Source organism: Cohnella thermotolerans DSM 17683 (genome assembly GCF_000429825.1).
GTDB classification, from domain to species: Bacteria; Bacillota; Bacilli; order Paenibacillales; family Paenibacillaceae; genus Cohnella; species Cohnella thermotolerans.
Genome location: NZ_AUCP01000044.1, coordinates 21,286 through 47,029, shown reverse-complemented (window position 1 = coordinate 47,029; position 25,744 = coordinate 21,286). Strand labels below are relative to the sequence as shown.

Sequence of the window (25,744 nt, the reverse complement as noted above, 5' to 3'; positions counted from 1 at the left end):
TTGACAATGGTGGGGTTCTCGCTGTTTTTCGCATCGCTCATCGGCATCCCGATCGGCATCCTGCTCGTCGTTACCCGTCCGGGCGGCATTCTGGCGAACAAGTGGGTGTACGGCATTCTGAATCCCGTCATCAACGTCGTCCGGTCGCTGCCGTTCATTATTTTGCTCGTCGCCATCATCCCGTTCACGAGGCTGATCGTGCATACGTCGGTCGGGACAAGCGCCGCGATCGTGCCGCTCATTCTGTATATCGCGCCGTACATCGGCAGGCTCGTCGAAAACTCGCTGCTGGAAGTGAACCCGGGCATTCTCGAAGCCGCGGAAGCGATGGGGGCGACGCCTTTCCAGGTCATTTGGTATTTTCTGCTGCCGGAAGCGTTCGGCTCGCTCATTCTGACGATGACGACCGCGACGATCGGCCTCATCGGCGCGACGGCGATGGCCGGGACGGTCGGCGGAGGCGGCATCGGCGATCTGGCGATCTCGTACGGCTATCAGCGCTTCGATACGTTCGTCATTCTCGTGACCGTCGCCATCCTGGTCGCGTTCGTGCAAGGCATTCAATCGGTCGGCAACCGGCTGGCCCGCAAGGCGCGCCGGGAATCGTAAGGACGGGCCGCCGCAAGCAGGCGCAAGACCTCCGGGCCTGAAGGGGAAATCCCGCAGGGCGAGGAGGTCTTTTCCGCCTCGTCGAGGGCTTGGCGGGAAAGTCCTTTTTTGCGGCTGCATAGCCGTTTGCACAGGAGATGCTCGAGTTCGTCGAACATCTCGCCGCAGCATCGCGCGCTCCGGGCGCCGTTGCTCGAATTGATCGAGCATCTCGCCGCGAAGGGCGCCGCTCTATCGTCTAGCGAAGAGAGCCGAATATTTCGGCTGCGGACGTTCGGCAAGCTCGCTCTCGGACAGCGACTCGAACTTGGACGGCAGAACGTCAATCCAATGATTTACGCGTTCCAATGCCGATTCCAAGGCCACTTTGCCCCACCTCGCTTATTTTCCTAGATCATAGCATGACGCGGCCGTCTCCGGAAGCGATTCCCAAGCAAGCCGGAGTTCGCTCGGGCGAGGCGCCATCCGGTTTTGCCGTGCCACTGCTGAGCCTACTCCTATGGCCGTGCGGCTACAGAATCCGCGACAGCTTCCGGTATTCCCGCGGAGAGATGCCCTCATGGCGGCGGAAAATCCGGCTGAAATAGTGAATGTCGCGATACCCGACCCGTTCCCCGACCGTCTCCACCGGCAGATCGGTTTCCCGCAGCAGCCTTCTCGCTTCCCGATGGCGGATCGAGCCGACGAATTCGCCCGGGGGCATTCCCGCTACCTGCTTGAACAGCTTCGCCATATGATCCTCGTTCATGCTCAGCCGTCGCGCCAGCTCCCGGTTCGTCCAGGCTTCCGCGGGATCGGCTTCGATTTGCTGCATCAACGCGGCGATTTTGGGGCCGTGAACGGAAGCGCCCTCCGCTGCCTCCCGCGCCGACCGGGAACGAAGCAGCAGGGACAGGACGTTCAGCATAAGCGCTTTGCACGCGAGCTCGTAGCCGGGAGGCCGCATCGTAAACTCGTGCACGATCTGTTCCATAAGCTGCACGCAGGCCAAAGAAGGCGTATAGACCGGCGTCTCGGACAACGGAGCGAACGACTCCGCCACCGCCTCCTCGCCGAATTTGTCCAGTTGCACAGCCTCCTCGTTCACGACCATGTCCGCCTCGGTCTGGATCGCGAGCTCGTCGAAAAAGTCGAAATGAATGCCGAGGAATTTGGCGTATGGCGACGAGACGACTTCGTTCCGGTGGTAGACGCCCGAAGGCAAGAAGACGAGCTGGCCGGCCGCCAGGGCATGGCGCTCGCCGTTCATCGTCGTCGCCGCTTCGCCCTGGCATACGTACAGCAGCTCGAAGTCGTAAAGCCGGCGAAGGTTGAGCGCTCCGGGAGGCAGCGTCTGGAACTGCGCGTAGTGAATGCTGGGCGACCATTCGCGGAATCCGGCGCGTCTCCGCCGCGGAAACGATTGATCGATGGAAGCCAGGACCGTCCCTCCCCTGCCCGTTCTTTCTCATCTAACCGGAATTGTGCAACTAAACTCTTTTTTTGCTAAATCTTTCATCGTTGTGAGTCATTATAATCTAAATTAAGCCAAAGGAAAAACCATTTTGGGCTCGCATGCGAAGTGGAGACGGAATAATGCAAAAAGATGCCGATCCGGCGATTTATTATTGCAGCTCCGTTCCGGCGGATTGGGACGGGGACGATCCGAACGCCTTGCCCTGGCATTCGTTCGGCGCGATCGAGCTGCGCGACACGGTGAACGGCAAGCCGCCGGAGGAAGCGGCGGCCGTTCGCGCCCGCTGGCGACCGGACGGGCTGTTCGTCCGGTTCGAATGCGAAGACGGGCATGTCGTGTCCGATTTCCGGCGCAGCGCGTGCGCGAATACCAGGCGCGGCGGCCGACGGGCGCGGTCAACTTTCATATCCCTTCCGCGTTCGGGACGTTCGTTTTCGTATAACTAAATTGGCGACAAGGAGCGTACAACACATGAAAAAAGGCATCAACATCTGGTCCTTCGGCGAAGGCAAGGCGATCGCGGATTGCATCCGCCTCGCGAAGGATGCCGGCTTCGAAGGCATCGAGCTGGCGCTGAACGAGTCGGGCGAGCTCGGCCTGCAGACGACGGAGAAGGAAGCGCGGGAGATCGCCGCGCGGCTGGAGGATGCCGGTCTGGACATTTGCGGGCTGGCGACGGGGCTGTATTGGTCGTATTCGATGACGAGCGAATCCGCCGCGATCCGCGACAAGGCGATGGATATTTGCAAGAAGCAGCTCGAGCTGGCGGCCGCCTTCGGCGTCGATGCGATTCTGGTCATCCCGGGCGCGGTTGGGGTCGACTTCATTCCGGACAGCGAAGTCGTCGATTACGACAAGGCTTATGACCGGGCGCTCGAAGCGATCCGCAAGCTCGCCCCGGAAGCGGAAGCCGCGGGCGTCTCCATCGCCATCGAGAACGTCTGGAACAAGTTTCTGTTGTCCCCGCTCGAGCTGAGAGCGTTTATCGACGCGGTCGGCTCCCCTTCCGTCGGCTCCTACTTCGACGTCGGGAACGTCGTCCACTCCGGCTATCCCGAGCAATGGATCCGCATTCTCGGACCGAGAATCAAGAAAGTGCACTTCAAGGACTACCGGAGACAGGCGGGAGGTCTGCACGGGTTCGTCGACTTGCTGGCCGGGGACGTCGATTATCCCGCGGTCGTGGCGGCGCTGCAGGACGTCGGCTACGACAAGTATGTCATCGCGGAGATGATTCCGGCGTACGCTCGCCATACGGAGCAGATCATCTACAACACTTCGGCGGCGATGGACGCCATTCTGGGCCGCGTTCAAAGGTCTTGATTCAATCCAATTCAACCGGGGGAGGACTTACCTTTTATGCTGAGAGTCGGCTTGATCGGATTCGGCTTCATGGGCCGCATGCATTTCGACAACTATGTGCGCTTGATGGAAGAGGGCTATCCGCTGCAGCTCGCGGCGATTTGCGACGTGCAGATCGAGCGGTTGAAAAACGGCAAGGCGGACGGCAATATGGCGACGGAGCGGGACGTTTACGACTTGTCGGCGTTCCGGTTGTACGACAAGATCGAGAATATGCTGGAGAGCGAAGAGCTGGACATGGTCGACATCACGCTCCCGACGCCGCTGCATGCCGATATTGCGTGCCAAATGCTTGAGCGGGGACTGCACGTTCTGTGCGAGAAGCCGGCGGCGCGCCGTTCGGCGGACGCATTCCGGATGGCGGAGACGGCGAAGCGGACGGGCAAGAAGCTGATGATCGGCCAATGCCTCCGCTTCTGGCCGGCTTACGAATTTTTGAAGGAATGCGTGGAGGACGGGCGTTACGGGCAAGTGAAGGCGGGCTATTTCTACCGCGGCTCCGGCGCGCCGAAAGGCTGGTTTCTGGATCGGGAGATGGGCGGCGGCTGTCTGCTCGACATGCACGTTCACGACGCGGACATCATCCATTGGCTGTTCGGCAAGCCGGAGAAGGTGTCGACGCTCGGACGCAATGTCATTCCGGGCAGCGGCTACGACATCGTGTCGACGAACTACAGCTACGGAGACGGCAAGGTGCTGAACGCGCAGGCGGACTGGACGCTCGAGGGCGACTACGAATTCGAGATGACGTACCGCGTCAATTTCGAGCGGGGCAATCTGCTGTTCGCGCGCAACGAAGTGAAGGTGAATCCGCAGGATGAACCCGGGTTCGTCGCCGAGCTGTCGCCGGATTCGGGCTATTACCGGCAAATCCGCTACTTCGCGGACGCGATCGTTCACGATCGGCCGATCGAAGTATGCACGCCGGAGAGCGCCGCCGGCACGCTGGAAATTATCGAAGCGGAGCAGCTGTCCGCCGATCGGGGCGGAGCGTGGGTCGAGCCGGCTCGTTCCTAGGTTGCGAGACGCTATTCCGCTAATGTGGCTCAACTTCTGAGCCACTTTCGCATGCTGCGCCGCGATCCCGCCAAAGTAGCTCAACTTCTGAGCCACATTCGCCAGCCGCGCCGCCATCCCGCCGCCAAGCGGGGGAAAAACCCGGCGCTCGCCTAAACGCGGCACGTAAGAGCTCGCCTCAAGCTCACCTCAACCGTCCGTCTTACGGACCATCGGAACGCTCGGGGATACGTTCTTGACGAACGGATTCCCGTTTCTTTAAGATGAACGTATTGAAAGCCCTTAACGGGCGGCGCGTTGGGAAAGGAGAGGTTCGAACCCCGAATGGATACCGTCGATTGGACCCGGAACCCCACTTCGTTGAGCGAGCACGTTTACTTGTCGTTGAAACGCAAAATTTTGAAGGGCGACCTGCCGCCCGGCCATCGGCTGCTCGTGCTGGACATCGCCAAGACGTTCGACGTCAGCCAGGCGCCCGTCCGGGAAGCGTTGGAGCGTCTGAAGCAGGAAGGCCTGATCGTGGGCAAGATGAACAAGGGGTCGGCCGTATCCGAAATTACGCTGAAGGAAATCCGCGACATTTACGAGCTGCGCCAGCTGATCGAAGGGCACGCGCTGCGGGCGGCGATGAGCAAGATGACGCCGGAAGATATCGGCTATCTGGAGCGCATTCTCGTCGATATGAAGCACGCGGTCGACGATAACGATTCGTACCGGCTGGTGGAGCTGGATATGCAGTTTCACGGTTTTTTTTACTTGCGCAGCGGCAACGACCTGTTCCTCGACATCTGGAACAGCATCAAGACGAAAATCATGCGCTTCATCTCGGTGACGAACCAGGACCATACGGGCTACAGCATCCCGAACTCCCATGCGGAACTGCTCGACGTCATCAAAACCGGCGATGTCGAACGGGCCGAGGAGAAGCTTGTCCGGGGGCTGGATTTTTATAAAAACTACACGGGTTAAAGGGTAAAAAAGTCCGTGTTCAAACGGGCGGCGCTCTCGTATAATATGGATTATCGATAATCGATAAAATTGCGGCAATCGGCTCGGCTTAGACTCATGCGATGCATCCTCGATTTTCATTTTTGCGAATAGGGGAAATGAAGCATGCAGGTTAGCGAACTGTTGTACAAGGACGATGTCATTCTGACGCTGGTCCGGAACCGGCTGCTGACGGAGCTGGTGTCCGAAGAGGAAGGAAGCGCGTCGTTGCCCAAGGAGCGGCTGAACGATTTGCGCGTGCATATGTCCTTCGCTTTTCCGACGCTGGCCGTCATCGAGCCGTCCGGCGCCTTCGCCGGCGAACGGGAGAGACGCAAGTACGCGGAGCAAATCGGCGACTACTTGCAGGAGGCGGCGGCGGAGGAATGCGACGTGTTCCTCGACGAAGAAGGCCGGGTCGGCCTGCTGTTCTCGTGGGTGTCCAAGGACGCGCTGGAACGGATCCATGCCCGGCTGAGCGGGCGGTTCGCCCGTCCGATCAGCTTCGGCGTGGGGCTGCCCTGCGGCAAGCTGCCCGACGTGCACGTCTCCTACCGTCAAGCGCTGCGGGCGTTGGAAGACCGCTTCTATAAAGGCGTCGGGAAAGTCGTCTATTACAACGAGCTGGGCAGCTACCGGCGGCTGGGCGAGTATCCGATCGCCAAGGAACGGGAGCTGTTCGAGCGAATCCGGAGCGGCGAGGGGCGTGCGGGCATCGGGGAGGCGGTGGAAGATTTTTACGATTTTCTGCTGCAAGACGGGCCGTTGGACCGGCAAAATGTCGACGAGATGACGATACGCCTGCTCATCGGCCTGGAGAAGCGAGGGGTTGCCGAGCTTCAAGAGGAAAGCGCATACAGAGGGTATAAAGGGTGCGACATTTTGCCGATCGTCAAGATGGAAACGCTTCACGAGATGAAGGCGTACGTATGCGAGCAGCTCGAGAGGCTGCGGGAACGACTGCTGCCCGGCCATGCGGAAAACCGCCGCGTCATTATTCAAAAAACGATCGAATACTTGAAGCAGGACTTCGAGGTCGCCACGCTTCACAATACGGCGCGCAAGGTGCATATGACGCCGACCTATTTGAGCTCGCTGTTCAAGAGCAGCACGGGCAAGACGTTCATCGAGCAGCTGACGGACATCCGGATCGAGAAGGCGAAGGATATGCTGAAGGGCACCCATCTGAAAAATTACGAGGTGGCGGAAAAGGTAGGCTACAAGGATTCGCGGTATTTCAGCCAGATTTTCAAGAAGAAGGTCGGGCTGTCGCCGAGCGAATACCGGGAATCGGCGGCGAAGTGAAGAGAGGAACTGGGTTCCTCTCTTTGCCCATCTCAGGTAAGCGCGGCCCGGCTTAAAGCCGCACGTCGTCGCCCGAAGGCCCGCGAAGGGCGGCCTTGCGCGCTTCCTCGAGCTCGCCCTCCCAAGTGAGGTGGCGGTAGCCGGCCGCCTCCGGGGCGCTGCCGAACCAGCCGAGGAAGTCCTCCCACAGAGGCACCGTCCAAGACGCGTCGATCTGCGCCGTCGTGTAGACGCCTTCCTTCAGGCGGATAAAGCCGAAGACGTCGCGCACCTGGGCTTTCTCGGCCTGCACGACGGTCAGCTCGGCCAGATGCGGCGGAATGAAGATGACGCCGGACGGCGTGCCGAGCACGACGTCGCCGGGCAGGCAGACGGCCCGGCCGATGCGGGCCGGCACGTTCATGCCGACCATCGTGCAGTCGGCGATCGCCGTCGGGTCGCTGCCTCGGTAGTAAACGTTGATGTTCTCGATGGAGACGATCTGCTGCAGGTCGCGCACACCGCCCCAGATGACCGCGCCGCCCCGCTTCGTGCGGGTGGAGATGGCGGTGGAGAGGTTGCCGCCGACGTACGTTCCCTGGAAAATTTTATCGAACATATCGACGACAACGACGTCGTCCTCGCCGATCGAGTCGATGACCCACTGGTTGAAAAAGCCTCGCCGCCCTTCCTCCTCGTGGCCGTACTTCATCAGCGTGTCGTGCAAATCCGGCCGCTTCGGAACCATGACGGCGGTCACGGCGCGCCCGACCATTACCTTGTTCGGATGGACGACCTTGAAGTCGCCTTCGAACTGGTTCGTATAGCCCCGGTTCCACAGCGGCCCCCAGGCTTCCTCCAGCGTAATGTTGCGCATCCGGCGCAAAATGTCGGCGGGCACCTTCGGCCGGCCGTTCGCGAACCGTTCGCCCTCCCACAACGGCGTAAGCTGCACGATGTCTTCCGCATGGTCGAATTTCATCCGGCTATCCCCTTTCATCTTGGATGGTTGGTTGCCGCGATCCGCCCTTCCGTCAGCTCCACAGGCGGTCGTTGCCCCAATAATCGTTCCAATCGTCGGTCGCTTCCCACAAGCCGGGAATGCGCGGGTGCAGATGCTGCGCGATCACTTCGTCGTTCAGCGCTTCGATGCCGAGGCCCGGGGCGTCCGGCACGGCGATGTAGCCGTTCGAGACGAGCGGCTTCGGCAGCTTGGAGACGATGAGATCGTCCCACCAGTCGACGTCGACGGAATGGTATTCCAGCGCGAGGAAGTTTTCCGTCGCGGCGGCGGCGTGAACGGCCGCCAGGCAGGCGATAGGGCTTTCCGCCATATGGATCGCCATCGCGACGCCGTATTCCTGCGCCATGTCGCCGATTTTTTTCGTCTCGAGAATACCGCCCGCGGTCAGCACGTCCGGATGGATGACCGAGACGCCGCCGGAGGCGAGCAAGGGGCGGAAATTTTCCTTCAGGTAAATATCCTCGCCCGTGCAGATCGGGGTCGTCACCGACCGCGCCAGCCGCACGTACTGCTCCGTGTACTGCCAAGGAATCATGTCTTCCATCCAGGCCAGGTTGAACTTGTCGATCCGCCGCCCGAGCTTGATGCAGTCCTCGACGCCGATATGGCCGAAATGGTCGATGGCGAGCGGCACTTCGTAGCCGATGACGGCCCGCACTTCCTCGACGTATTGCTCCAGCATGTCGAGCCCTTTCTCCGTCACATGAATGCCCGTGAACGGATGGGCGACGTTGTAAATGTCGTAAAGCCGGCTGCGCGCTTGCCGCAGCTCCCACTCGCTCAGGCCGCCGCTGCGCTGGCCTTCGTACCACGCTCTCGAGAGCGACCGCATCTCCTCCAGAAAGCCGAGAGGCGCGCTCAACGTGCCGGGCTCGTGAATGATCTGATTGATGCCGAGGTCCATTTTCAGAAACGTAAAGCCTTTGTTCATCCGCTCCTTCAGGGCTAGCCCCATGTGCGTCCCCGTGTCTTTGCCGCCGACGTCGGTATCGCAATACATCCGGATGCGGTCGCGGAACTTGCCGCCCAGCATCTGATGGATCGGGATGTTGTACGCCTTGCCGGCCAAATCCCAAAGCGCGATCTCGATGCCGCTGACGCCGCCTCCTTGGCGCGCATGGCCGCCGAACTGCTTGATGCGCCGGAACAGCTTGTCGATGCGGCACGGATTCTCGCCGAGCAGGCGGCTCTTGAGCATGAGGGCGTACTGTTTGTCCGCGCCGTCGCGCACTTCCCCGAAGCCGACCAGCCCCTGGTTCGTGTAGACCTTGATCAGGCTGCAATGCATGGGCGCCCCGGCGATGTCCGCGAAGCGGATGTCGGTAATCCGCAGCTCCGACGGGCTCGAATGCGTGTTCACATGGGCCAGCGTGCTCTCATAAGTCTCTGGACTCGACATGGCTCGAACTCCTTTGCTCGCGTTATTGGCTTACAGAAGCATGCTCCCGCCATCGAGCCGGATGGCGGCTCCGGTCAGAAAGACCGCCTCGTCGGAAACGATGTAGGCGACCAGACTCGCCACGTCCGACGGCAAACCGACCCGGCCGAGGGGAAATTTCCAGCGGACGTCGCGCTTCTCGCGCCTGGCCCGCTCGGCCAGCTCCGGCGGAACGAACGGCCTCGTCTCCTTCGTTCCTTGCCTGCCGACGTTCACCGCGCCCGGCTCGATCGCGTTGACCGTAATGCCGTACTTGCCCAGCTCGATCGCGGCCTCCCGGGTGAGCATTTTGATGCCGCCCTTCGTCATCGCGTAGACGGTATCGAAATCGGTCGGCCGCTTGGCGTGAACGGACGAGATGTTGACGATGCGCCCGGAGCCTCTCGCTTTCATGGACGGGATGACGGCTTGCATGCATTGCCAGTAGCCTTTCAAGTTGACGTTCATCTGCCGGTCGTAGCTGTCGTCGTCGTGCTCGAAATTGTAGTTGAGCTGCAGGGCGGCATTGTTCACGAGAATGTCGACGCCGCCGAAATGCCGCTCGACCTCCCGCGCCATCGCGTCGATCTCCGCCTTGACGGCCACGTCGGCCCGAACGATGATCGCTTCGCCGCCCAGCTCCTCGATTCGCCGCACCGTCTCCATGGCGCCCGAGGCGCTGGCGTGATAGGAGACGGCAACCTTCGCTCCGCGTTCCGCAAGACCGACGGCAACGCCCTGGCCGATGCCCGTTCCGGCGCCGGTTACGAGCGCGACCTTCCCCGCGAGGCTCATGATGCGTCTCCGGCGGTTTGCGGCTTGTTCGTTTTGAAGTCCAGGTAGTGCATCAGGAAGCCGCCGTCCATCCGAATGTCCGCTCCGTTCAGGTAGCGCGCGTCGTCCGATGAGAGGAACGTTACGAGCTCCGCCAGATCCTCGTGCGTGCCGAGGACGCCGCTCGGCACTTTGTAGCGGTACGAATCGTACAGCAGCGACAGCTCGCTGCGGAACGTCTCGTCGTCGCCTTCGACCGGGCCGAATTCGATCGAGTGAACGCTGATTCCGTGACGCCCCAGCACGACGGACGCTTCGCGCGCGAGCATTTTGACGGCGGCTTTGGACGCGCTGTACGCGAAGGAGGAGCCCGTCGGCTTCTCGGCATGAATGGAGCCGACGAAGACGATTTTGCCCGACCGTCTGGCCTCCATCCGTTTGCCCGCCGCCTTCGCGCAGACGAACGCCGTCTTCGCGTTCGCGTTCATCACGTCCAGGAACGCCGTCTCCTCGCCGGACTCGACGGAGATCGGTACAACGCGGTTGCCGTTGTGCACCAGCACATCGACGGGACCGAGCTCCCGCGCAGCCTCGTCCAGCATCCGCTCCGTCTCGGAGCTCCGGGTCAGGTCTGCGGCGGCGACGAACGCCTTCGTTCCCGCTTGCCGAACCCGCGCGAGCTGCGCCTCGATCCCCTTGCCGCCCGAAGCGCTGCTTAGCAGCAGCGAAGCGCCTTCCGCCGCCATCCGAAGCAGGAGCGCTTGGCCGCTCGGACTGTCGGCATCGGTAATCCAAACGACTTTGTCAGTGAGCCTCAAGATCGATCCTCCTTTTTCCCGATAGGGCCGCTTCTGATCGCATGTACATCATACCGACGGCCGAAGGGAGGCGGCGATGCGGTAAATTTACGATTTTGTTTGATTATTTTGCGAAAAAAACAAACAAAATCATAAATTTTTCTCCTTAAAACGTGAAAGCGCTTAATGTTATTTTATTGCCATGCTTCAAAACCAAATAAGGAAAGGGGGCCGAGGCGCATGGGGTAAATCGGACAGACGCCGGTACGGCCGCCGTGCCGCTGGCAAGCGCGGGAGCGGCGGCGAGGCGCGGCAAGCGATACGATTGGGCCGGCTATGTCTTCATCTCGCCCTGGCTGATCGGATTTCTGCTGCTGACGCTGTGGCCGATCGGGCAATCGTTCTATTTGTCCTTCACCGATTATTCGCTGCTCAGCGAGCCGGTCTGGGTCGGAACGGCCAACTATGCGAAAATGTTCGGCGGCGACCCGACGTTCGAGAAGTCGCTTAGCGTCACGTTCGCGTTCGTTCTGTTCTCCGTGCCGCTCAAGCTGCTGTTCTCGCTGCTCGTCGCGATGCTGCTCAGCCGCAACGTGCGCGGGATGAACGCGTACCGGACCGCGATCTACTTCCCGTCGCTGATCGGAGGCAGCATCGCCGTCGCCGCGCTGTGGCGGAACATGTTCGGCAAGGACGGCTACATCAATCATGTGCTTGCCTGGTTCGGCATCGAGGGCACCGGCTGGATCTCGAATCCGGACACGGCGCTCGGCACGCTCATTCTGCTCAACACGTGGCAGTTCGGCTCGACGATGGTCATTTTCCTGGCCGGGCTGAAGCAAATTCCTCAAGAGCTGTACGAATCCGCCGCCGTCGACGGGGCCAATCCGATCCGCAAATTTTTCCACATTACGCTGCCTATGCTCTCTCCCGTCATGTTCTTCAATCTCGTGCTCGGCATTATCGGCTCGTTCCAGATGTTTACCGCCTCCTTCGTCATTACGCCGCGGGGCGGTCCGATGCAATCGACTTATGTGTACGCCGTCTTCCTGTACGAGAAAGCGTTCAAGCACTACCAGATGGGCTACGCCTCCGCACTGGCGTGGGTGCTGCTGCTCATCGTCGCCGTTCTGACCGCGCTGAATTTCCTGGCATCCCGCTATTGGGTGTTCTACGAAACGGACGGGGGGAAGGGAAAATGACGATTCGCTCCTCGCGCCTGCTTCATCATCTGTTTCTCACCCTGTTCTCGCTCCTCATGTTGTACCCGGTCATCTGGTGGATCGGCGCTTCCTTGAAGGACACCGCGGAGCTCAGCCTTCCGACGCTGTGGCCCACCACTCCGAGATGGGAGAACTATTCGGAAGGATGGCGGTTCTCCAGCGACTACACGTTCGGCCACTTCTTCGCCAATACGCTGCTAATGGAAGCGGCCAATCTGGCCGGAGGCGTGCTGACGGCGGCGGCCGTGGCCTTCGGCTTCGCGCGTCTGAACTTTCCGCTCCGCGGCTTCTGGTTCTCGATCATGCTGCTGACGCTCATGCTGCCGGGGCAGGTGACGATCGTGCCGCAGTACATTCTGTACAACAAGCTAGGCTTCGTCGACAGCTATGTTCCGCTTATATTGCCGCACTTCTTCGGCGGCGGCGCGTTCTTCATCTTCCTGCTCGCGCAGTTCATCCGCGGCATTCCGCGCGATCTCGACGACGCGGCGAAGATCGACGGAGCTTCCGTGTACGGGATATTCGGACGGATCATTCTTCCGCTCATCAAGCCGGCGCTCGTAACGGTCGCGATTTTCACCTTCGTCTGGAGCTGGGACGATTTCTTCGCGCAGGTGCTCTATTTGAGCTCGGTCGAGAAGTTTACGGTCGGTCTTGCGCTGCGGATGTTCATCGACCAGTTCGAAATCGCCTGGGGCAAGCTGCTCGCCATGTCGCTGCTCTCGGTCGTTCCGTCGGTCGTCATCTTCTTCTTCGCGCAGAAGCATTTCGTCGAGGGCATCGCGACGACGGGCATGAAAGGCTGATCGATTCATTCCATCGAAAGGGGAGAAGGAAAGGATGAAATTGTGGGTCAAAGGTCTGCCTCTGCTGCTTGGTTGCATGCTCGTCTTCACGGCGTGCGGCGGCGGAGGCAACGGAGGGAACGCGTCGAACGGAGGGGCAAGTCCGGACTCCGGCGGCGACGGGCAAGCGTCCGGGGGCAAAACGGTCGAGCTCGGCATCACATGGTGGGGGCCCGACGAGCGGCATCAGGCGACGCAAGCGGCGCTGGACCTTTATACGAAGCAAAATCCGAACGTCAAGTTCAAGCCGGAGTATATGGCCTGGGACGCCTATTGGCAGAAGCTGCCGACGCTGGCGGCTTCCAAGTCGGTGCCGGACATTCTGCAGATGGACGCGGCCTACATTCAGGACTACGTCTCCCGCGGCATTATGGAGGACTTGTCGGACGTCGATCTCAAGGGCATCGTGCCGGACAACATTCTCGAGAACATCAAGATCGACGGCAAGCTGTACGGCATTCCGCTCAGCCACAACGCGCAAGGGCTCGCTTACAACAAGGCCGACCTGGAGGCGGCGGGCATTCCCCTGCCGAAGCAGGGCTGGACATGGGAGGAGTACTTCCAGTGGGCGCGCGACGCGAAGGCGAAGCTGCCGGCCGACAAGTACCCGATCGGCGATCCTGCGAACGCGTGGGACTGGTTCCAATGGTATCAGGCGTCGCAAGGCAAAGGGGCGATTATGTCCGACGGGGGCAAAACGTTCAATCTCGACAAGGAGCTGTTCGTGAAATTCCATACGGAGCTGTCCAAGCTGCGCCAGGAGAAAGTGCTGCCTCCGCCCGACATGTCGCTCGCGTTCCTCGAGAACGATCCGCAGGCGGACCCGATGGCGTCCGGCAAAGTGATGACGCGCGGGGCGACGGTCGGCTCCGTCTCGGCGCTGGAGCAGCTGATGCCGGGCAAGGTGGCCGTCGTGAACGTGCCGAACGGGCCTTCCGGCGGCGGCTGGGCGCAGTCGACGATCTTCCTGGGGGTCAGCGCGAACTCGAAGCATAAGGACGAAGCGAAGAAATTCGTCAAATGGTTCATCACCGATCCCGAAGCCGGCAAGGCGCTCGGCCTGACCCGAGGCATTCCGATCAACGAGGCGATCTACAAGGAGCTGGAGCCGAATCTTCAGCCAAAGGACAAAATCAGCAAGGAACTGGCCGAAGTCGCTTCGCCGAAGGCGATGCCGTTCTACCCGGCGGGCCCGGGCTTCACGGAGTGGGTCGACTTCTACAAGACGACGATGGAAGCCGTTATGTTCGGGCAGAATTCGATCGAGGACGCGTACAACGAGATCAACAAGCTGGGGCAGGATATCGCGGCGAAGCAAAAATAACGGCGTCGGCGGGAAGCGGGAAGGGGCCGTCCGGTGAATGAGCTGGGCGAACGGCGGAGCTTTGCCTGGCTGCTAACGCAGTGGAGTGCGGGGCCGCAGCTGCGCCGGGCAGCGCGGAATAGAGGCTGCGGGGCCATGCCGGGTTGCGAGACGTAGCGCGGTCTATACGATCTGGTTGCAGAGCCGCACCGGTCTGCAGAGCCACCCCCGGCTGTCCGGCCCTCGCGTCGGCCGGGCGGCCTCTTGTCCGCCTTATCACCAATTGGGGAGGGATTGAAGCGCATGCAATTGGCCGAATTTTTTCCGTCGCGTCCGAATCGTCTTTGGCACTTGGCCAAACAGATGGGGATCGGCTATGCCGTCGGGCCGCTGCCTTGGGAGGAGAAGGAGCCCTGGGGATTCGAAGCGTTGCTTCATATGAAGCGGAGGTTTGAGGATTTCGGCTTGCGGCTGACGGTCATCGAATCGATGCCGCCGTCCAACCATATCAAGCTCGGCACGCCGGAGCGGGACGCGGAGATCGAGACGTTCCAGCGGTTCGTCGAAAACATGGGCGCCCTCGGCATCGAAGTGCTCTGCTACAATTTCATGGCCCAGTTCAACTGGTTCCGCACGTCGACGACGACCCGCACCCGCGGCGGCGCGCTCGTGTCCAGCTACGACCATTCGCTCATGCGGGACGCTCCGCTGACGGAGGCCGGCATCGTGACCGAAGAGCGGCTTTGGGACAATTTGAAGTATTTTCTGGAGCGAATCGTGCCTGTCGCCGAGCAGGCGAAGGTGAAGCTCGCGCTTCATCCGGACGATCCGCCGATCTCCCCAATCCGCGGCGTCTCGCGGATTTTGCGCAGCGCGGACGCGTTGCAGCGGGCGATCGATCTCGTGCCGAGCCCGTACAGCGGCATTACGCTGTGCCAAGGCACGTTGGCGACGGCGGGGGAGGACATCCCCAGCGTCATTCGCCGGTTTGCGGGGCAGAACAAGCTGTTTTTCGTCCATTTCCGGGATGTGCGCGGAACGCCGGAGAAGTTCGAGGAGACGTTCCACGACGACGGCCAGACCGACATGCTGGAAGCGATGCGCACTTATTACGAGGTCGGCTTCGACGGGCCGGCCCGGCCCGATCACGTCCCGACGATGGAAGGTGAGGACAACGCCAACCCGGGGTACGAGCTGCTCGGGCGGCTGTACGGCGTCGGGTACATCAAAGGATTGGTGGAAGCGGCCTACGGTCGGGGACGGACGTTGGGCCGGTGAGCACGGTGGAGTTGTGAAAAGAGCGGCGTAGCGAGTTAATTTGGAGGGCTAACAGTAAGTAAAATAGCAAGATAAGCTGAACAGCAGCCTAGCCTAGGGTATTCAGGCGAAAGACAGCGTGGAAGTGGGGAGAGCAGTCCGAAATGCCTCGCAATTTATTGCAACTTAGACATGGCGAAGGCGAAAAAATGAAAAGGGGAGGCGATCTGATCGAGCGGGGGAAACAAGCAAACACTGGATTGGGTGAATAACGGTTTTTTAGCCGATGTTTTGAAAAGGGACTTTTTTAACTCTCACCCCTCTTCTTAATATTTTAGGTTAATTTTAACAAAACTAGTAATTTAGCACTATGGGTTCACGGTTTTCATTTGGTAGAATAAACATAAAAGTCTACATTTCTTTACCAAATGAGATATTGTTCCATTTAATTGATTTGAATAGCTGGCCAGCTTTCAAATATTAAAAATTGCGAAAGGAAGATCAGTAAGAATGAAAGTTAAGAAAACAATACCTTCTTTAGTTATTTCTTTTGGTCTTGTGTTTGGATTTTCATCGGCAATTTCTTTTGCTGCACCCCTTGATCGGGGAGTACAAGGTGGCTGGTCAGAAATTGATGGGTATTTTACCGTTGGCTCCTCGAACCATTTTGCAGCTTTGTCTTCTGACGAACCTGATTCTCACACTGGAACAGTTGAATCAAGAGAGAGAGGAAACGTAATTGAAGAACGTGTAGTCGGCGAAACCTATTGGGATGGAATTTACCATTATACTCGTGCAAGATTTGAAAATATTTTTACTGGATCTGCAAAAGCTGATAGTGGAAGGATCTATGGATGGGATCATACAATTGCTTACAGCAGTTGGTTAGGCGATCCAATAGAATTCGTAGGAAAAACATATTATGGAAAGGGATAAAGATTGAACAAAACGCAATAAATATCCTAATTGTATTGAAATTACTAGGCGAGGAGAAAGAGAGAGAGATAATTGCACAATTATCTCTCTCCTTGTGCAGTGCATGAAAAGATTCGTTTACAGGACCCCAAAACGCGTCAATGGATATTTAGTACTGCTAACCGGTTTAAATGTTCTATTTATTTTTTTGTTTTGGTGGAATTCTTATTCCGATTTTTTGAATATGATAAATAACGGATACATCAACAAAAAATCTATTTCATTTAGTATAGATGCTCTAAACTATCCCCTTAATAATGAAATCGGCAAGTTCATGTTAATTCAAAATGACGTAGAAAACCCCAATGTTAAGTATATTTGGTACAATGGAAATGTTAGATTTCCACCTTTAGAAAGAATACTAACGAGAAGTGATGACGAAGATGATTTCGCCATTATTGGAAAAAGAGCGAACATTGAGGATCTTCCTTCAGGATACAAAATATTGGGGTATTTTAACACCCCATATTCAAATAAATTAAGTTCTGCTATTTGGTTGGTATCAACGAAAAATAATATTGATTTACAAAATGGAAATAATTTTGTTTTTAATTCACCAAATATTGACGTGCGGAGTGCGTTTGAAAAATTCATTAATAATAATGTAGTAAAAGAAATAAAACCAGAATATTATGGGTCGTATCTTCTTCAGTCTAATAAAACATCAATTAAACTTACTAATATTTCACTTTGTTTAATTGGTCTTTTAAATATCGCCGTTAGTACCTTATGGATAATAAAAGATAAGAATTTAATATCTATTCTCTATTTTTACGGTTTTTCAATTAATCAATTATTTAGGATCGAAATATTAAGAAAGGTTTTTCCTATTATTTTTATTTCAACACTTCTAATATGTCTTGCTTGGGTGGTGCAATTCTTAATTTATCCCTTATGGGATCAAGAATGGATTCTCAAATTCATCATGGCGTTAATCGGAAACTCTTTGTTCTTATTGGCATTTGTTTTAAAAACAATACTTTATCTGGTGAAAAAAGGTGGTAATAAGATTTGAAGGCTTTCATCACAATGTTAAGACAAAATAAGTTTCTTAGTTTCGTAAATATAGCAACTACAGTTGTTTTCTCAATTTTGCTGTTAACTATGACAATAATTCTTAATCAATCGAACATTGAAATTAAAGCCTCTCGAAATTTCGAAGATAAGCACCTTTATAAACTCTCAGATACTCTTTTGAATGAAAAGGAAGCCGAATTCCTTTCCAAAAAAGATAACTTTACAACTTTGAATCACTTTGCAAATGATTTATTAACGACCGCGAAATTTACCTATTATTCCGCTATATGGCAACCTATCGAAGTAGCTGACTTCAAAGGCGATCAGATATTTGATCCATATTATGAATTCAATCAAGAACAGCCTCCCGTTGTGATTAAAAACCGGATTTATAAATCCGTTAAATCCATGCAGGTTAATGAAAATGTACTAAAATTAAATAATATTCAAATTCGAAATGGCAAGACATTCGATTCAAATGATTTTAATTACGATGAAGAAAAACAAACTATCCCGTTGATTTTGGGATATGAGTACAGTAAATATTATAAAGTTGGAGATATTGTTGATATTTATTATTATGCAAAGCCTTTTAAAGGTATTATCGTTGGCATTATAGATTCCTCTCAAAAAATTATGACCTACAGTGAACCTGAGGTTGTTTTAGATAGATACATACTCCTTCCCATTATGAAATTTACAGATAGACAAGTGCTTGCTAGTCTGAATGATATTTTTACTAGAGCATCCTTATTAAGTAGGATAAATGGCATTGTTATTTCAGATCTTTCTCCACTTGAAATACGCAGCACATTAAATGATATTTCTTCGACTCATAACTTTAGGGATTTCGATGTTATTGGAGCAAATAGTTTGGGGATAAACACCGTTGTAAAAATGACCCAAATCCATACAAGTAATTTATTGATATTTGTAATAAGTGTTTTAATAATCACGACTTTAATATTTATATTAACTTTAATCTTGACAATTAAAAACAATTTAGAAACCTACACCGTTTTATTGATAAGTGGTTTGAGCATCAATAAAATCAAGAATTTTATTAGTTTAAAAGTTTTGATTAATATTCTGTTGGGATTAATTTTTTCAAGTTTATCCTTCTTTATAGTTTTGGGTGATTTAATTAGGCTCTTACCTATATTTGTAGCAATTAATCTAAGTTGGGTAGTCATTGTTTTAATTGTAATTAACATAGCCTGTAGTAAAATTATGGAACGATTTGATATCATACAAAAGCTTAAAGGATGATGTGCTCATGACTCTTATACTAAAAAGTATTAAAAAGGAATATAAAGGGCGCTTGATTTTTGAAAATGTTAATTTGGTTACTGATAGAGATGGTGTAACCATCGCGATAAATGGGAAAAGTGGTATTGGTAAAACCACATTGCTTAATATTCTTGCAGGGATTGAGAAGCAAACGTCCGGAACCTATCAATTTAATGGTTTAGTTATTGATACAAAAAGTCTAAATGAGTTAGGCCGATTTAGAAGTTCAATCGTAGGCTATATACCTCAAACTAGTCCAATGATTCCGAAGTTAACAGTAAGGGAAAACATTTGTGTACCCTTATGGTATCAAAAAAATATTTCTAAAGAATTCGTTAACCAAAAAATAGTGGAACTAAGTCATCTCTTCGAAATCAGTCACCTTCTGAACGAAAAAATTGAACGTTTATCCGGCGGAGAAAGACAGCGCGTAGGTTTAGTTCGAGCTTTTTTAAAAAAATCTGAATTGATTGTCGCAGATGAACCTACAGCTGCATTAGATGACGAAACAGCATTAAAAGTATTCGATTATTTTAATTTGCTAAAAAAAGATGGTATAACGATTATTATTGCAACTCACAGCAGTTTGATAGCCGGTCAATGCGATATTACATACACATTAACCAAAAGCGGACTTATAGGAGTGTAAAGCTACTCGTTTTTAGGTGTTTCTCATGCTAAATAAACTCGTAAACTTGTTTGCTCATGACTACAATGTGTTCATAGCGCCTCTTACTCATCCGGCTGTCTCCAAGGTTGCAACCTTGGAGACAGCCTCTTCGCATTACGCCCTCCTCCGGTACTGGCCGGGGGAGATGCCGTAGCGTTCCCGGAACACCCGATGGAAATAGGTGTAGCTGCCGAACCCGGCATCCTCGGCGATGCGTTCCAGCGTGAACTGGCTGTTGTCCATGAGCCGGACGGCATGAGCCAGCCTGACCTGTTGCGCGTACTTCATGATGGACAGGCCGAATCTCGACTTGAACAGGTGCACCGCCCGTGTCACGCTAATGCCGGCCTGGGCGGCCACATCCTCCAGCCGCAGCGGCGATGTCGCGTGAGCCTCGATATAGCTTTTCATCTTCAGCGCGTGCAAGTCGGACGCCGAGGAGGAGCAGGGCGACTCCTCAATGGCCCGGTCGATCAGATTGCACAGCGCCTTGAACAGCGCCTCCGCAATTTCGGTACTCCCGCCGTCCAGTCTTCTTTTCTCCAGAATCAGCTGTTCCCAGACGCTCAGAATTTGGCCGTTGTCCGCAATCCGCGTCTTGTGGGGGCGTTCCCGCCGGTCCCACCATCCGTCGACCCAATGGCCGGTGCACATGACATAATAGTCCCCGCTCGGACCGAGCCGGCTCTCGGCCCCGCCGATCCGCAGGTCGTATATTTCGCCGGGACGGAAGAGCAGCAAGTCGCCGGGAACGACGGCTTCCAGGCGCCCGTCGATCAGCGCTTCGCATTCGCCCTCCAGCTGAAGGCGGATAATGTAGGTCTCGAGCCCATGGCGAAAAAGATGGCGGAACGACGTTTGATGCCGGGAAAACCCGCAGAGCTGGATGTCGACCTCCGTCGTTGCCACGTTCGGCCCCCTCTCGTTATGACCAGATTGTTGAGGTTATGAACCAAATTGTTTCTACAAAACACGGCGGTTCTTCTCCTATAATAAAGTAAATCGTACAGGGAGGAAACCGTTTATCATGTCTGCAGCCACGATACGAGTCATTCAATCCGCCAGGGATACGCAGGACCGATTGACGGAGAAACCGCCGCTAACGTTCGTCCCGGATACGGACGGCCGGGAAAATCAACTGATCAACCTCTACGAAGACGTCACCTACCAAGAGATCGAAGGCTTCGGAGGCGCGCTGACGGAAGCGTCCGCCGTGACGATCGCGCAAATGAGCGAAGAGAAGCAGCAAGAAATTATGGACGCCTACTTCCATCCGGAGAAGGGGATCGGCTATACGCTTTGCCGCACCCACATCCAGAGCTGCGACTTCTCGCTTGGCAATTACGCTTACGTTGAGAACGAAGACCCGAAGCTGGGCAGCTTCAACATCGACCGGGACCGCGAAGCGATCGTTCCGCTTATTCGGCGGGCGGCTGCGCTGGGCGGCAAGTCTTTCCGCCTGTTCTCCTCGCCGTGGAGCCCTCCGGCCTGGATGAAATCGAACGGACAAATGAACGGCGGAGGCAAGCTGTTGCCGGAATATCGGGAAGCCTGGGCCCGCATGTTCGTCAAATACATTCAGGCCTACAAGGAAGCGGGAATCGAGATCTGGGGCGTCAGCGTCCAGAATGAAGCGAAAGCCGTTCAACGGTGGGATTCCTGCGTGTATACGGCCGAAGAAGAGAAGGATTTCGTCCGCGACTTCCTCGGTCCGGAGCTGGAGCGGGCCGGGCTCTCCGACGTCAAAATTATGATCTGGGACCATAACAAGGAGCGCGTTTACGACCGGGCGAAGGTTGCGTTCGAAGACGAGGCGGCGTCCAAATACATCTGGGGCATCTGCTTCCACTGGTATTCGGGCGATCACTTCGAGGCGCTGTCCCTCGTTCACGACCGTTATCCCGACAAGAAGCTGATCTTCAGCGAAGGCTGCCAGGAAGGCGGCGTTCACCTCGGCTCCTGGCAGACGGGGGAGAGGTACGGGCACGACCTGATCGGCAACCTGAACAACTGGACCGCCGCTTGGACCGACTGGAACATCGTCCTGAACGAGCAAGGCGGACCGAACCATGTCGGCAATTATTGCGACGCCCCGATTATCGCGAACACGCAAACCGGTGAGGTCGTCTACGAGAGCTCTTACTACTACATCGGTCATTTCAGCAAATATATCCGCCCGGGCGCGCGGCGGATCGCCAGCACCAAGTATACGGACCTGCTGGAGACGACGGCGTTCAAGAACGTCGACGGCACGATCGCGGTCGTCGTCATGAACCGGACGGACCGCGAGCTGCCGTACGCGCTGCGCTGCCGCGATCAATTGGCGGAGACGTCGATTCCGGCTCACGCCATTCAAACGCTGCTGTTCAACTAATCGCCGCCGACACTGCCGTCGCTCTGCGGGGCAAGCCGTCCACGTATCAGGAAACCTGCTGACGTGGACGGCTTCTTTGTATTTAGACGATATTCGCTCCGTAAATTCCCATAAAAGAGAGTTGGTGTCGCGCGCATTGGCCCGAAAACAGTTTGTGAGCATTCGTTCCAAATTCATGCTTTTCGCGTTCGTTCTGACCTTGTTTCCATTGCTGATCGTTGGCGGATTTTCTTATTTCGAGTCCACCAAAGGGATCCGGAGCCAGACGATCGACCTGAATTTGATTTCTCCAGGTCGCTTCCGGCATTCTCGCCGAGGCTTCCATCTCGATGCTTGGGCACCTCGATGATCGACGCCTGCTCGCGGTCCACGATTCTCGATATGCTGCTGAAGCTGCGGGAAGAGAACCATGTGACGATTATCTACGCACGATGTCGGCCTCGCCTATTATATCAGCGATACGCTGTACATTATGGAGAAGGGGCGCATCGTGGAGCGGGGGCCGGCGGAGACGGTCCTTCTTCGCCCGACGCACGCGTACACCCGGCAGTTGATCGAAGACGTGCCCAAAATTCACGAGCGCTGGAACTTGGCATGACGCTGACGCTCCCGGCCGTTGCGATGCGGACCGGGGGAGCCGCTTCGCGAAGTCCGGCCCGGCGCCGGTGCGGCAGGCCGGAGACGGCAGCGTTCAGGGCCGCAGAAGGAACGGCTCCGGTTCTCCGGAACCGTCCGCCTTCCGCTCCATGACGCTGCGGCGGTATTGAAGCGGGCTTTGGCCGGTCCAACGCTTGAACTGGCGGCTGAAGTGGGAGAGATCGGCGTACCCGAGACGGGAGGCAATGTCTTGAAGCGCGAGGCCGGGCTGCTGCATCAGCACCTTGGCCTCGTGCAGCTTCAGCTCGGACAAGTAACGCCGCGGAGAAATCTGATAGACGCTGCGGAACACCTCTTGGGCGTAACCCGGCGAGATGCCGAGCATGGAAGCGATCTCCTCGATCTTCACCGAACACGGCCCGCCGGCTTCGGCCGTTGACGTGGCGAGACGCGACTTCATCGCCTCCGCCATCGCTTTGGCATAATGAACCGCCGCCGGCGGAACGTTCGGGTCCGGCTTGCCCCCGGGCGGCTCCGAGACGATTCTCGCCAGCGCTCCGAGCAGTTCGAACAGAAGCGCCTGCACCCGGAAGCGGTCTTCCGCCGTATTGCCTCCGTCCCGGCGCAGCATGGCGATCCATTGGCCGGCGATGCCGCGAACAACCGCATTGTCGGTCGTGCCCGCCGGGAACAGCATGCGGCCGTGCTTGATCATGCTCCGGCAAAACTCCGGCTCGTCCACGTTGAAATGCGCGCAGAAATACCGCATGCCGCCCTCCGACGCGCAGCGGTTCACATGCCGGAAGCCGGGCGGGATGACCAGAATGTCGCCCTCGCGCAGCTCGTAACGGCTTCCCTCCATGACCGTCTCCTGCACGCCCTCCAGAATGAGAATCAGTTCGAATCCGACATGCGACTCCTTCGGCATGCGCCAGTCCCGCCGAACGGCTTGCTCGTGCGCGCCGAAAAATTTCACGCTTCCGTCGATCGTGGGAATCCATCGGACATCGCGGGACCATTCGGCATAAGGCGGCAGTTTGTCCATGAGGGAGCCTCCCTTCGGTTTGGGTAAAATGTTCTTGGCTTAGCCCCATTACGCGCGTCTGTATTCTCTTTATACTGGTTGGGGAAAAGCAACTCAAGTGTCAAGGGAAAGGATGCGCAGCGATGACGAACGATACGACGATTCAGACGATTCAATGGATATCGAGCACGGAGCACGAGCGCTGGACGAGCAAGAAGGCAAGCGCAAGCGAGGCCGCGTCGGTCAGAGCCGATCTCGCCGTTACCGAGGACCGGCATCAGCTCGTGGAAGGCTTCGGCGGCTGCTTTAACGAGCTGGGGCATGTCGCGCTTCAGAAGCTGCCGGAGGAGGAGAGGGCCGCCGTTCTGCACTCGTTGTTCCACCCGGAAGGCGACCAACGGTTCGCCATCTGCCGGCTTCCGATCGGAGCCAGCGATTACGCGCTGGATTGGTACAGCCACAACGAGACGGACGGCGACTACGCCATGGAGCGCTTCTCCATCGAGCGGGACCGCAAGCATCTCATTCCTTATATCAAGGAAGCGCTCGCGCTCAACCCGGACCTGAAGCTGTTCGCTTCGCCGTGGAGCCCGCCGACCTGGATGAAGCATCCGAAAGCGTACAACTACGGAACGCTCCGTTGGGAGAAGGAAGTTCTCGAAGCCTACGCGCTTTATTTCGTCAAGTTCGTCCAAGCCTATCGGGAAGAAGGCATCACGATTCATCAGATTCACGTTCAGAACGAAGTCGTGGCCGATCAGAAGTTCCCTTCTTGTGTCTGGACGGGAGAGCAGCTTCGCGACTTTATACGGGACTATTTGGGGCCCGCCTTCGAGCGCCACGGTCTCGACACCGAAATTTGGCTGGGTACGATCAATGCGCCCGAGCCGTGGGACGAATGGCTGAAGAAGAAGGTTCAGGATCACGACGCTTACGCGCATACCGTCCTGAGCGATCCCGAAGCCTACAAGTACGTCAAGGGCGTCGGCTACCAATGGGCGGGCAAATACGCCATCCAGCGCACCGTTCTCAGCTATCCGGAGCTGCGGTACATGCAGACGGAGAACGAATGCGGCGACGGCGAGAACACCTGGTTTTACGCCAAATACGTGTTCAACCTGTACCAGCATTACTTTACGAACGGCGTGAACGCTTATATTTATTGGAACATGATTCTCGAACCTAGAGGGCGCAGCACCTGGGGTTGGGAGCAGAACGCCATGCTGACCTCCGATCCGGCTTCCCCGGAGGCGATCCGCAATCCGGAATATTACGTCATGAAGCATTTCTCCCACTTCGTCGTTCCGGGCTCCCGCCGTCTAGGGCTGAAGGGTCCCTGGACGGGCAACGCGGTCGCCTTCGAGACGCCGGCGGGCGATAAGATCGTCGTCATCGCCAATCCGTTCCGGGAGACGCGCGCCGTTCGGATCGCCTTCGGTTCCGACGTTTATTCGTTCGAGCTCGAACCGGAATCGTTCAACACGATCGTTTGCCGTTCCTAACCGAATGCCGGCCGTCATCGGCAATGACGCAAGGGGCTATACGCCGAAGCGGGTCATCCGCTCCGGCCGTATAGCCCCTTTGCCGCGATCGGCGGCCAACCGTTACCCTTTGACGGCGCCGGCGGTAACGCCTTTCGTAATTTGCTCGTTGAACAGCGCGTAGATGATAATCGCCGGTACGGACGTCAGCACCATGACGGCGAACTGGGAGCCGTAATCGGAAGAGTACTGCCCGGCGAAATTCATGACGGAGAACGGAAGCGTCTTGAGCGAATCCTTGCTCAGGAACGTCGCGGCCATGATGAATTCGTTCCAGCAGTTCAGGAACGTCGTCACAATGACGGTGACGAGCGCAGGCATGAGCAGCGGCGCGATAATTTGGAACACGATGCGGTAGATGCTGCAGCCGTCCATCAAAGCCGACTCTTCCATCGCTTTCGGGATGCTTCGCAGAAATCCGGTCAGCATAAACGTGCCGAGCGGAACGGATACGGCCGTATACGGCAAAATCAATCCTAGGTACGAATTCGTGAGGCCGAGCGTTTTGAAAATGGCGAAGTTCGGAAGCAAGGTGGCGTGAATCGGAATCATAATGCCCAGCAGAATGATCGTGAAGAAGAACGACCGAAACTTCCACTGCATCCGGGTAAAGGCGTAAGAAAGCGTCAGCGACAAAATGACGGTCAAGGCGATCGTCACGGCGGACACAAGCAGACTGTTGAGAAAATATTTTAAAAATTTCCCGTCCACCCAGGCATTGACGTAGTTTTGCCACTGCGGGGAACTGGGCCATTTCAGAATGCGGTCGGAATAGAAATCGGCGCTCGTATTGAAGGAGAAGTCCACCAGCCAAATGAGGGGGAACAGTTGCAAGAAGGCGACGATCAGAAAGAAAATCCAAATGCCCGTTTTATTTCTCGTTTTCATGATGCCGCCCTCC

27 protein-coding genes are annotated in these 25,744 nt (G+C 56.1%); 18 read left to right on the top strand and 9 right to left on the bottom strand.

Annotated features, from left to right (window positions below; all coding sequences use genetic code 11):
• The first annotated feature begins 6 nt into the window (after window positions 1-6).
• Window positions 7-609, top strand: a complete 603-nt coding sequence (locus tag G485_RS0109045) for a methionine ABC transporter permease (protein WP_051318130.1) — start codon at window positions 7-9, stop codon at window positions 607-609.
• A gap of 511 nt (window positions 610-1,120) precedes the next feature.
• Here the strand turns inward: G485_RS0109045 and G485_RS0109035 are convergent.
• A complete protein-coding gene (locus G485_RS0109035) occupies window positions 1,121-2,020 on the bottom strand; it encodes an AraC family transcriptional regulator (protein ID WP_240489103.1) in 900 nt (299 codons plus the stop codon).
• Between the two features lie 164 nt (window positions 2,021-2,184).
• On the opposite strand from G485_RS0109035, the gene G485_RS0109030 reads away from it, so the two are divergent.
• The 6 genes from G485_RS0109030 (at window position 2,185) to G485_RS0109010 (ending at window position 6,736) form a co-directional block, all read left to right on the top strand.
• Window positions 2,185-2,511, top strand: coding sequence for a hypothetical protein (locus G485_RS0109030; RefSeq protein ID WP_027092300.1), 327 nt, complete (start codon window positions 2,185-2,187; stop codon window positions 2,509-2,511).
• Between the two features lie 25 nt (window positions 2,512-2,536).
• Window positions 2,537-3,388, top strand: coding sequence for a sugar phosphate isomerase/epimerase family protein (locus G485_RS0109025; protein ID WP_027092299.1), 852 nt, complete (start codon window positions 2,537-2,539; stop codon window positions 3,386-3,388).
• Between the two features lie 36 nt (window positions 3,389-3,424).
• Complete coding sequence (locus G485_RS0109020; protein WP_027092298.1) at window positions 3,425-4,444, top strand: Gfo/Idh/MocA family protein; 1,020 nt, start codon at window positions 3,425-3,427, stop codon at window positions 4,442-4,444.
• Between the two features lie 24 nt (window positions 4,445-4,468).
• On the top strand, window positions 4,469-4,600 hold the full coding sequence (locus tag G485_RS31220; protein WP_276203345.1) for a hypothetical protein: 132 nt from the start codon (window positions 4,469-4,471) through the stop codon (window positions 4,598-4,600).
• Window positions 4,601-4,768: 168 nt separating this feature from the next.
• Window positions 4,769-5,413, top strand: a complete 645-nt coding sequence (locus tag G485_RS0109015) for a GntR family transcriptional regulator (RefSeq protein WP_027092297.1) — start codon at window positions 4,769-4,771, stop codon at window positions 5,411-5,413.
• Between the two features lie 144 nt (window positions 5,414-5,557).
• The gene (locus G485_RS0109010) at window positions 5,558-6,736 is read left to right on the top strand and encodes a helix-turn-helix domain-containing protein (RefSeq protein WP_027092296.1); all 1,179 of its coding nucleotides are present in this window, start codon (window positions 5,558-5,560) and stop codon (window positions 6,734-6,736) included.
• Between the two features lie 52 nt (window positions 6,737-6,788).
• On the opposite strand, the gene G485_RS0109005 is transcribed toward G485_RS0109010, so the two are convergent.
• Genes G485_RS0109005 through G485_RS0108990 form a run of 4 tightly spaced genes read right to left on the bottom strand, consistent with a single transcriptional unit; the run spans window position 6,789 to window position 10,748 of the window.
• On the bottom strand, window positions 6,789-7,697 hold the full coding sequence (locus tag G485_RS0109005; RefSeq protein WP_027092295.1) for an RraA family protein: 909 nt from the start codon (window positions 7,695-7,697) through the stop codon (window positions 6,789-6,791).
• Window positions 7,698-7,749: 52 nt separating this feature from the next.
• A complete protein-coding gene (locus tag G485_RS0109000) occupies window positions 7,750-9,138 on the bottom strand; it encodes a mandelate racemase/muconate lactonizing enzyme family protein (protein ID WP_027092294.1) in 1,389 nt (462 codons plus the stop codon).
• Window positions 9,139-9,168: 30 nt separating this feature from the next.
• Window positions 9,169-9,951: an SDR family NAD(P)-dependent oxidoreductase gene (locus tag G485_RS0108995; protein ID WP_027092293.1), complete on the bottom strand. Its 783-nt coding sequence runs from the start codon at window positions 9,949-9,951 to the stop codon at window positions 9,169-9,171.
• Entirely contained in the window at window positions 9,948-10,748 is an 801-nt protein-coding gene (locus G485_RS0108990) for an SDR family NAD(P)-dependent oxidoreductase (protein ID WP_027092292.1), read from the bottom strand. The genes G485_RS0108995 and G485_RS0108990 overlap by 4 nt, the downstream gene beginning before the upstream one ends.
• Window positions 10,749-11,002: 254 nt before the next feature.
• Between G485_RS0108990 and G485_RS0108985 the strand changes: the two genes are divergently transcribed.
• The 8 genes from G485_RS0108985 to G485_RS0108960 all read left to right on the top strand — a co-directional run bounded on the left by G485_RS0108985 (window position 11,003) and on the right by G485_RS0108960 (window position 19,286).
• Complete coding sequence (locus tag G485_RS0108985; protein ID WP_027092291.1) at window positions 11,003-11,929, top strand: carbohydrate ABC transporter permease; 927 nt, start codon at window positions 11,003-11,005, stop codon at window positions 11,927-11,929.
• Complete coding sequence (locus tag G485_RS0108980) at window positions 11,926-12,756, top strand: carbohydrate ABC transporter permease (protein ID WP_027092290.1); 831 nt, start codon at window positions 11,926-11,928, stop codon at window positions 12,754-12,756. The genes G485_RS0108985 and G485_RS0108980 overlap by 4 nt, the downstream gene beginning before the upstream one ends.
• A 34-nt stretch (window positions 12,757-12,790) precedes the next feature.
• Entirely contained in the window at window positions 12,791-14,119 is a 1,329-nt protein-coding gene (locus G485_RS0108975) for an ABC transporter substrate-binding protein (protein WP_027092289.1), read from the top strand.
• Window positions 14,120-14,401: 282 nt separating this feature from the next.
• Entirely contained in the window at window positions 14,402-15,376 is a 975-nt protein-coding gene (locus G485_RS0108970; protein ID WP_027092288.1) for a mannonate dehydratase, read from the top strand.
• Window positions 15,377-15,865: 489 nt separating this feature from the next.
• Entirely contained in the window at window positions 15,866-16,291 is a 426-nt protein-coding gene (locus tag G485_RS29800; RefSeq protein WP_156922216.1) for a hypothetical protein, read from the top strand.
• Window positions 16,292-16,604: 313 nt separating this feature from the next.
• Window positions 16,605-17,345, top strand: a complete 741-nt coding sequence (locus G485_RS29795; RefSeq protein WP_156922214.1) for a hypothetical protein — start codon at window positions 16,605-16,607, stop codon at window positions 17,343-17,345.
• Complete coding sequence (locus tag G485_RS0108965; RefSeq protein ID WP_027092287.1) at window positions 17,342-18,616, top strand: hypothetical protein; 1,275 nt, start codon at window positions 17,342-17,344, stop codon at window positions 18,614-18,616. The genes G485_RS29795 and G485_RS0108965 overlap by 4 nt, the downstream gene beginning before the upstream one ends.
• Window positions 18,617-18,623: 7 nt before the next feature.
• The gene (locus tag G485_RS0108960) at window positions 18,624-19,286 is read left to right on the top strand and encodes an ABC transporter ATP-binding protein (protein ID WP_027092286.1); all 663 of its coding nucleotides are present in this window, start codon (window positions 18,624-18,626) and stop codon (window positions 19,284-19,286) included.
• 135 nt (window positions 19,287-19,421) lie between these two features.
• Here G485_RS0108960 and G485_RS0108955 read toward each other — a convergent pair whose 3' ends face one another.
• Window positions 19,422-20,216: an AraC family transcriptional regulator gene (locus G485_RS0108955; RefSeq protein WP_051318128.1), complete on the bottom strand. Its 795-nt coding sequence runs from the start codon at window positions 20,214-20,216 to the stop codon at window positions 19,422-19,424.
• Between the two features lie 118 nt (window positions 20,217-20,334).
• Between G485_RS0108955 and G485_RS0108950 the strand changes: the two genes are divergently transcribed.
• A complete protein-coding gene (locus G485_RS0108950; RefSeq protein ID WP_027092284.1) occupies window positions 20,335-21,681 on the top strand; it encodes a glycoside hydrolase family 30 protein in 1,347 nt (448 codons plus the stop codon).
• Between the two features lie 82 nt (window positions 21,682-21,763).
• On the opposite strand, the gene G485_RS0108945 is transcribed toward G485_RS0108950, so the two are convergent.
• Complete coding sequence (locus tag G485_RS0108945) at window positions 21,764-21,988, bottom strand: hypothetical protein (protein WP_156922212.1); 225 nt, start codon at window positions 21,986-21,988, stop codon at window positions 21,764-21,766.
• Between the two features lie 183 nt (window positions 21,989-22,171).
• Between G485_RS0108945 and G485_RS31430 the strand changes: the two genes are divergently transcribed.
• Window positions 22,172-22,279: an ABC transporter ATP-binding protein gene (locus G485_RS31430; RefSeq protein WP_420805742.1), complete on the top strand. Its 108-nt coding sequence runs from the start codon at window positions 22,172-22,174 to the stop codon at window positions 22,277-22,279.
• Between the two features lie 93 nt (window positions 22,280-22,372).
• Here G485_RS31430 and G485_RS25710 read toward each other — a convergent pair whose 3' ends face one another.
• A complete protein-coding gene (locus tag G485_RS25710) occupies window positions 22,373-23,323 on the bottom strand; it encodes a helix-turn-helix domain-containing protein (protein ID WP_051318127.1) in 951 nt (316 codons plus the stop codon).
• A gap of 122 nt (window positions 23,324-23,445) precedes the next feature.
• Between G485_RS25710 and G485_RS0108930 the strand changes: the two genes are divergently transcribed.
• Window positions 23,446-24,804, top strand: coding sequence for a glycoside hydrolase family 30 protein (locus G485_RS0108930; protein WP_035155398.1), 1,359 nt, complete (start codon window positions 23,446-23,448; stop codon window positions 24,802-24,804).
• A gap of 102 nt (window positions 24,805-24,906) precedes the next feature.
• Here the strand turns inward: G485_RS0108930 and G485_RS0108925 are convergent, their stop codons facing one another.
• Complete coding sequence (locus G485_RS0108925; RefSeq protein WP_027092281.1) at window positions 24,907-25,731, bottom strand: carbohydrate ABC transporter permease; 825 nt, start codon at window positions 25,729-25,731, stop codon at window positions 24,907-24,909.
• Between the last annotated feature and the right edge of the window lie 13 nt (window positions 25,732-25,744).

Coding starts and splice junctions, on each gene's coding strand:
- G485_RS0108950 (WP_027092284.1), top strand. CDS start 20,335: ATGTCTGCAGCCACGATACGAGTCATTCAATCCGCCAGGGATACGCAG.
- G485_RS0108980 (WP_027092290.1), top strand. CDS start 11,926: ATGACGATTCGCTCCTCGCGCCTGCTTCATCATCTGTTTCTCACCCTG.
- G485_RS0108975 (WP_027092289.1), top strand. CDS start 12,791: ATGAAATTGTGGGTCAAAGGTCTGCCTCTGCTGCTTGGTTGCATGCTC.
- G485_RS0109000 (WP_027092294.1), bottom strand. CDS start 9,138: ATGTCGAGTCCAGAGACTTATGAGAGCACGCTGGCCCATGTGAACACG.
- G485_RS0108930 (WP_035155398.1), top strand. CDS start 23,446: ATGACGAACGATACGACGATTCAGACGATTCAATGGATATCGAGCACG.
- G485_RS0109030 (WP_027092300.1), top strand. CDS start 2,185: ATGCAAAAAGATGCCGATCCGGCGATTTATTATTGCAGCTCCGTTCCG.
- G485_RS0108995 (WP_027092293.1), bottom strand. CDS start 9,951: ATGAGCCTCGCGGGGAAGGTCGCGCTCGTAACCGGCGCCGGAACGGGC.
- G485_RS25710 (WP_051318127.1), bottom strand. CDS start 23,323: ATGGACAAACTGCCGCCTTATGCCGAATGGTCCCGCGATGTCCGATGG.
- G485_RS0109020 (WP_027092298.1), top strand. CDS start 3,425: ATGCTGAGAGTCGGCTTGATCGGATTCGGCTTCATGGGCCGCATGCAT.
- G485_RS0109005 (WP_027092295.1), bottom strand. CDS start 7,697: ATGAAATTCGACCATGCGGAAGACATCGTGCAGCTTACGCCGTTGTGG.
- G485_RS0108960 (WP_027092286.1), top strand. CDS start 18,624: ATGACTCTTATACTAAAAAGTATTAAAAAGGAATATAAAGGGCGCTTG.
- G485_RS0109015 (WP_027092297.1), top strand. CDS start 4,769: ATGGATACCGTCGATTGGACCCGGAACCCCACTTCGTTGAGCGAGCAC.
- G485_RS0109025 (WP_027092299.1), top strand. CDS start 2,537: ATGAAAAAAGGCATCAACATCTGGTCCTTCGGCGAAGGCAAGGCGATC.
- G485_RS0109045 (WP_051318130.1), top strand. CDS start 7: ATGGTGGGGTTCTCGCTGTTTTTCGCATCGCTCATCGGCATCCCGATC.
- G485_RS0109010 (WP_027092296.1), top strand. CDS start 5,558: ATGCAGGTTAGCGAACTGTTGTACAAGGACGATGTCATTCTGACGCTG.
- G485_RS0108925 (WP_027092281.1), bottom strand. CDS start 25,731: ATGAAAACGAGAAATAAAACGGGCATTTGGATTTTCTTTCTGATCGTC.
- G485_RS29800 (WP_156922216.1), top strand. CDS start 15,866: ATGAAAGTTAAGAAAACAATACCTTCTTTAGTTATTTCTTTTGGTCTT.
- G485_RS0108945 (WP_156922212.1), bottom strand. CDS start 21,988: ATGCCGGAAGCGACCTGGAGAAATCAAATTCAGGTCGATCGTCTGGCT.
- G485_RS0108970 (WP_027092288.1), top strand. CDS start 14,402: ATGCAATTGGCCGAATTTTTTCCGTCGCGTCCGAATCGTCTTTGGCAC.
- G485_RS29795 (WP_156922214.1), top strand. CDS start 16,605: ATGTTAATTCAAAATGACGTAGAAAACCCCAATGTTAAGTATATTTGG.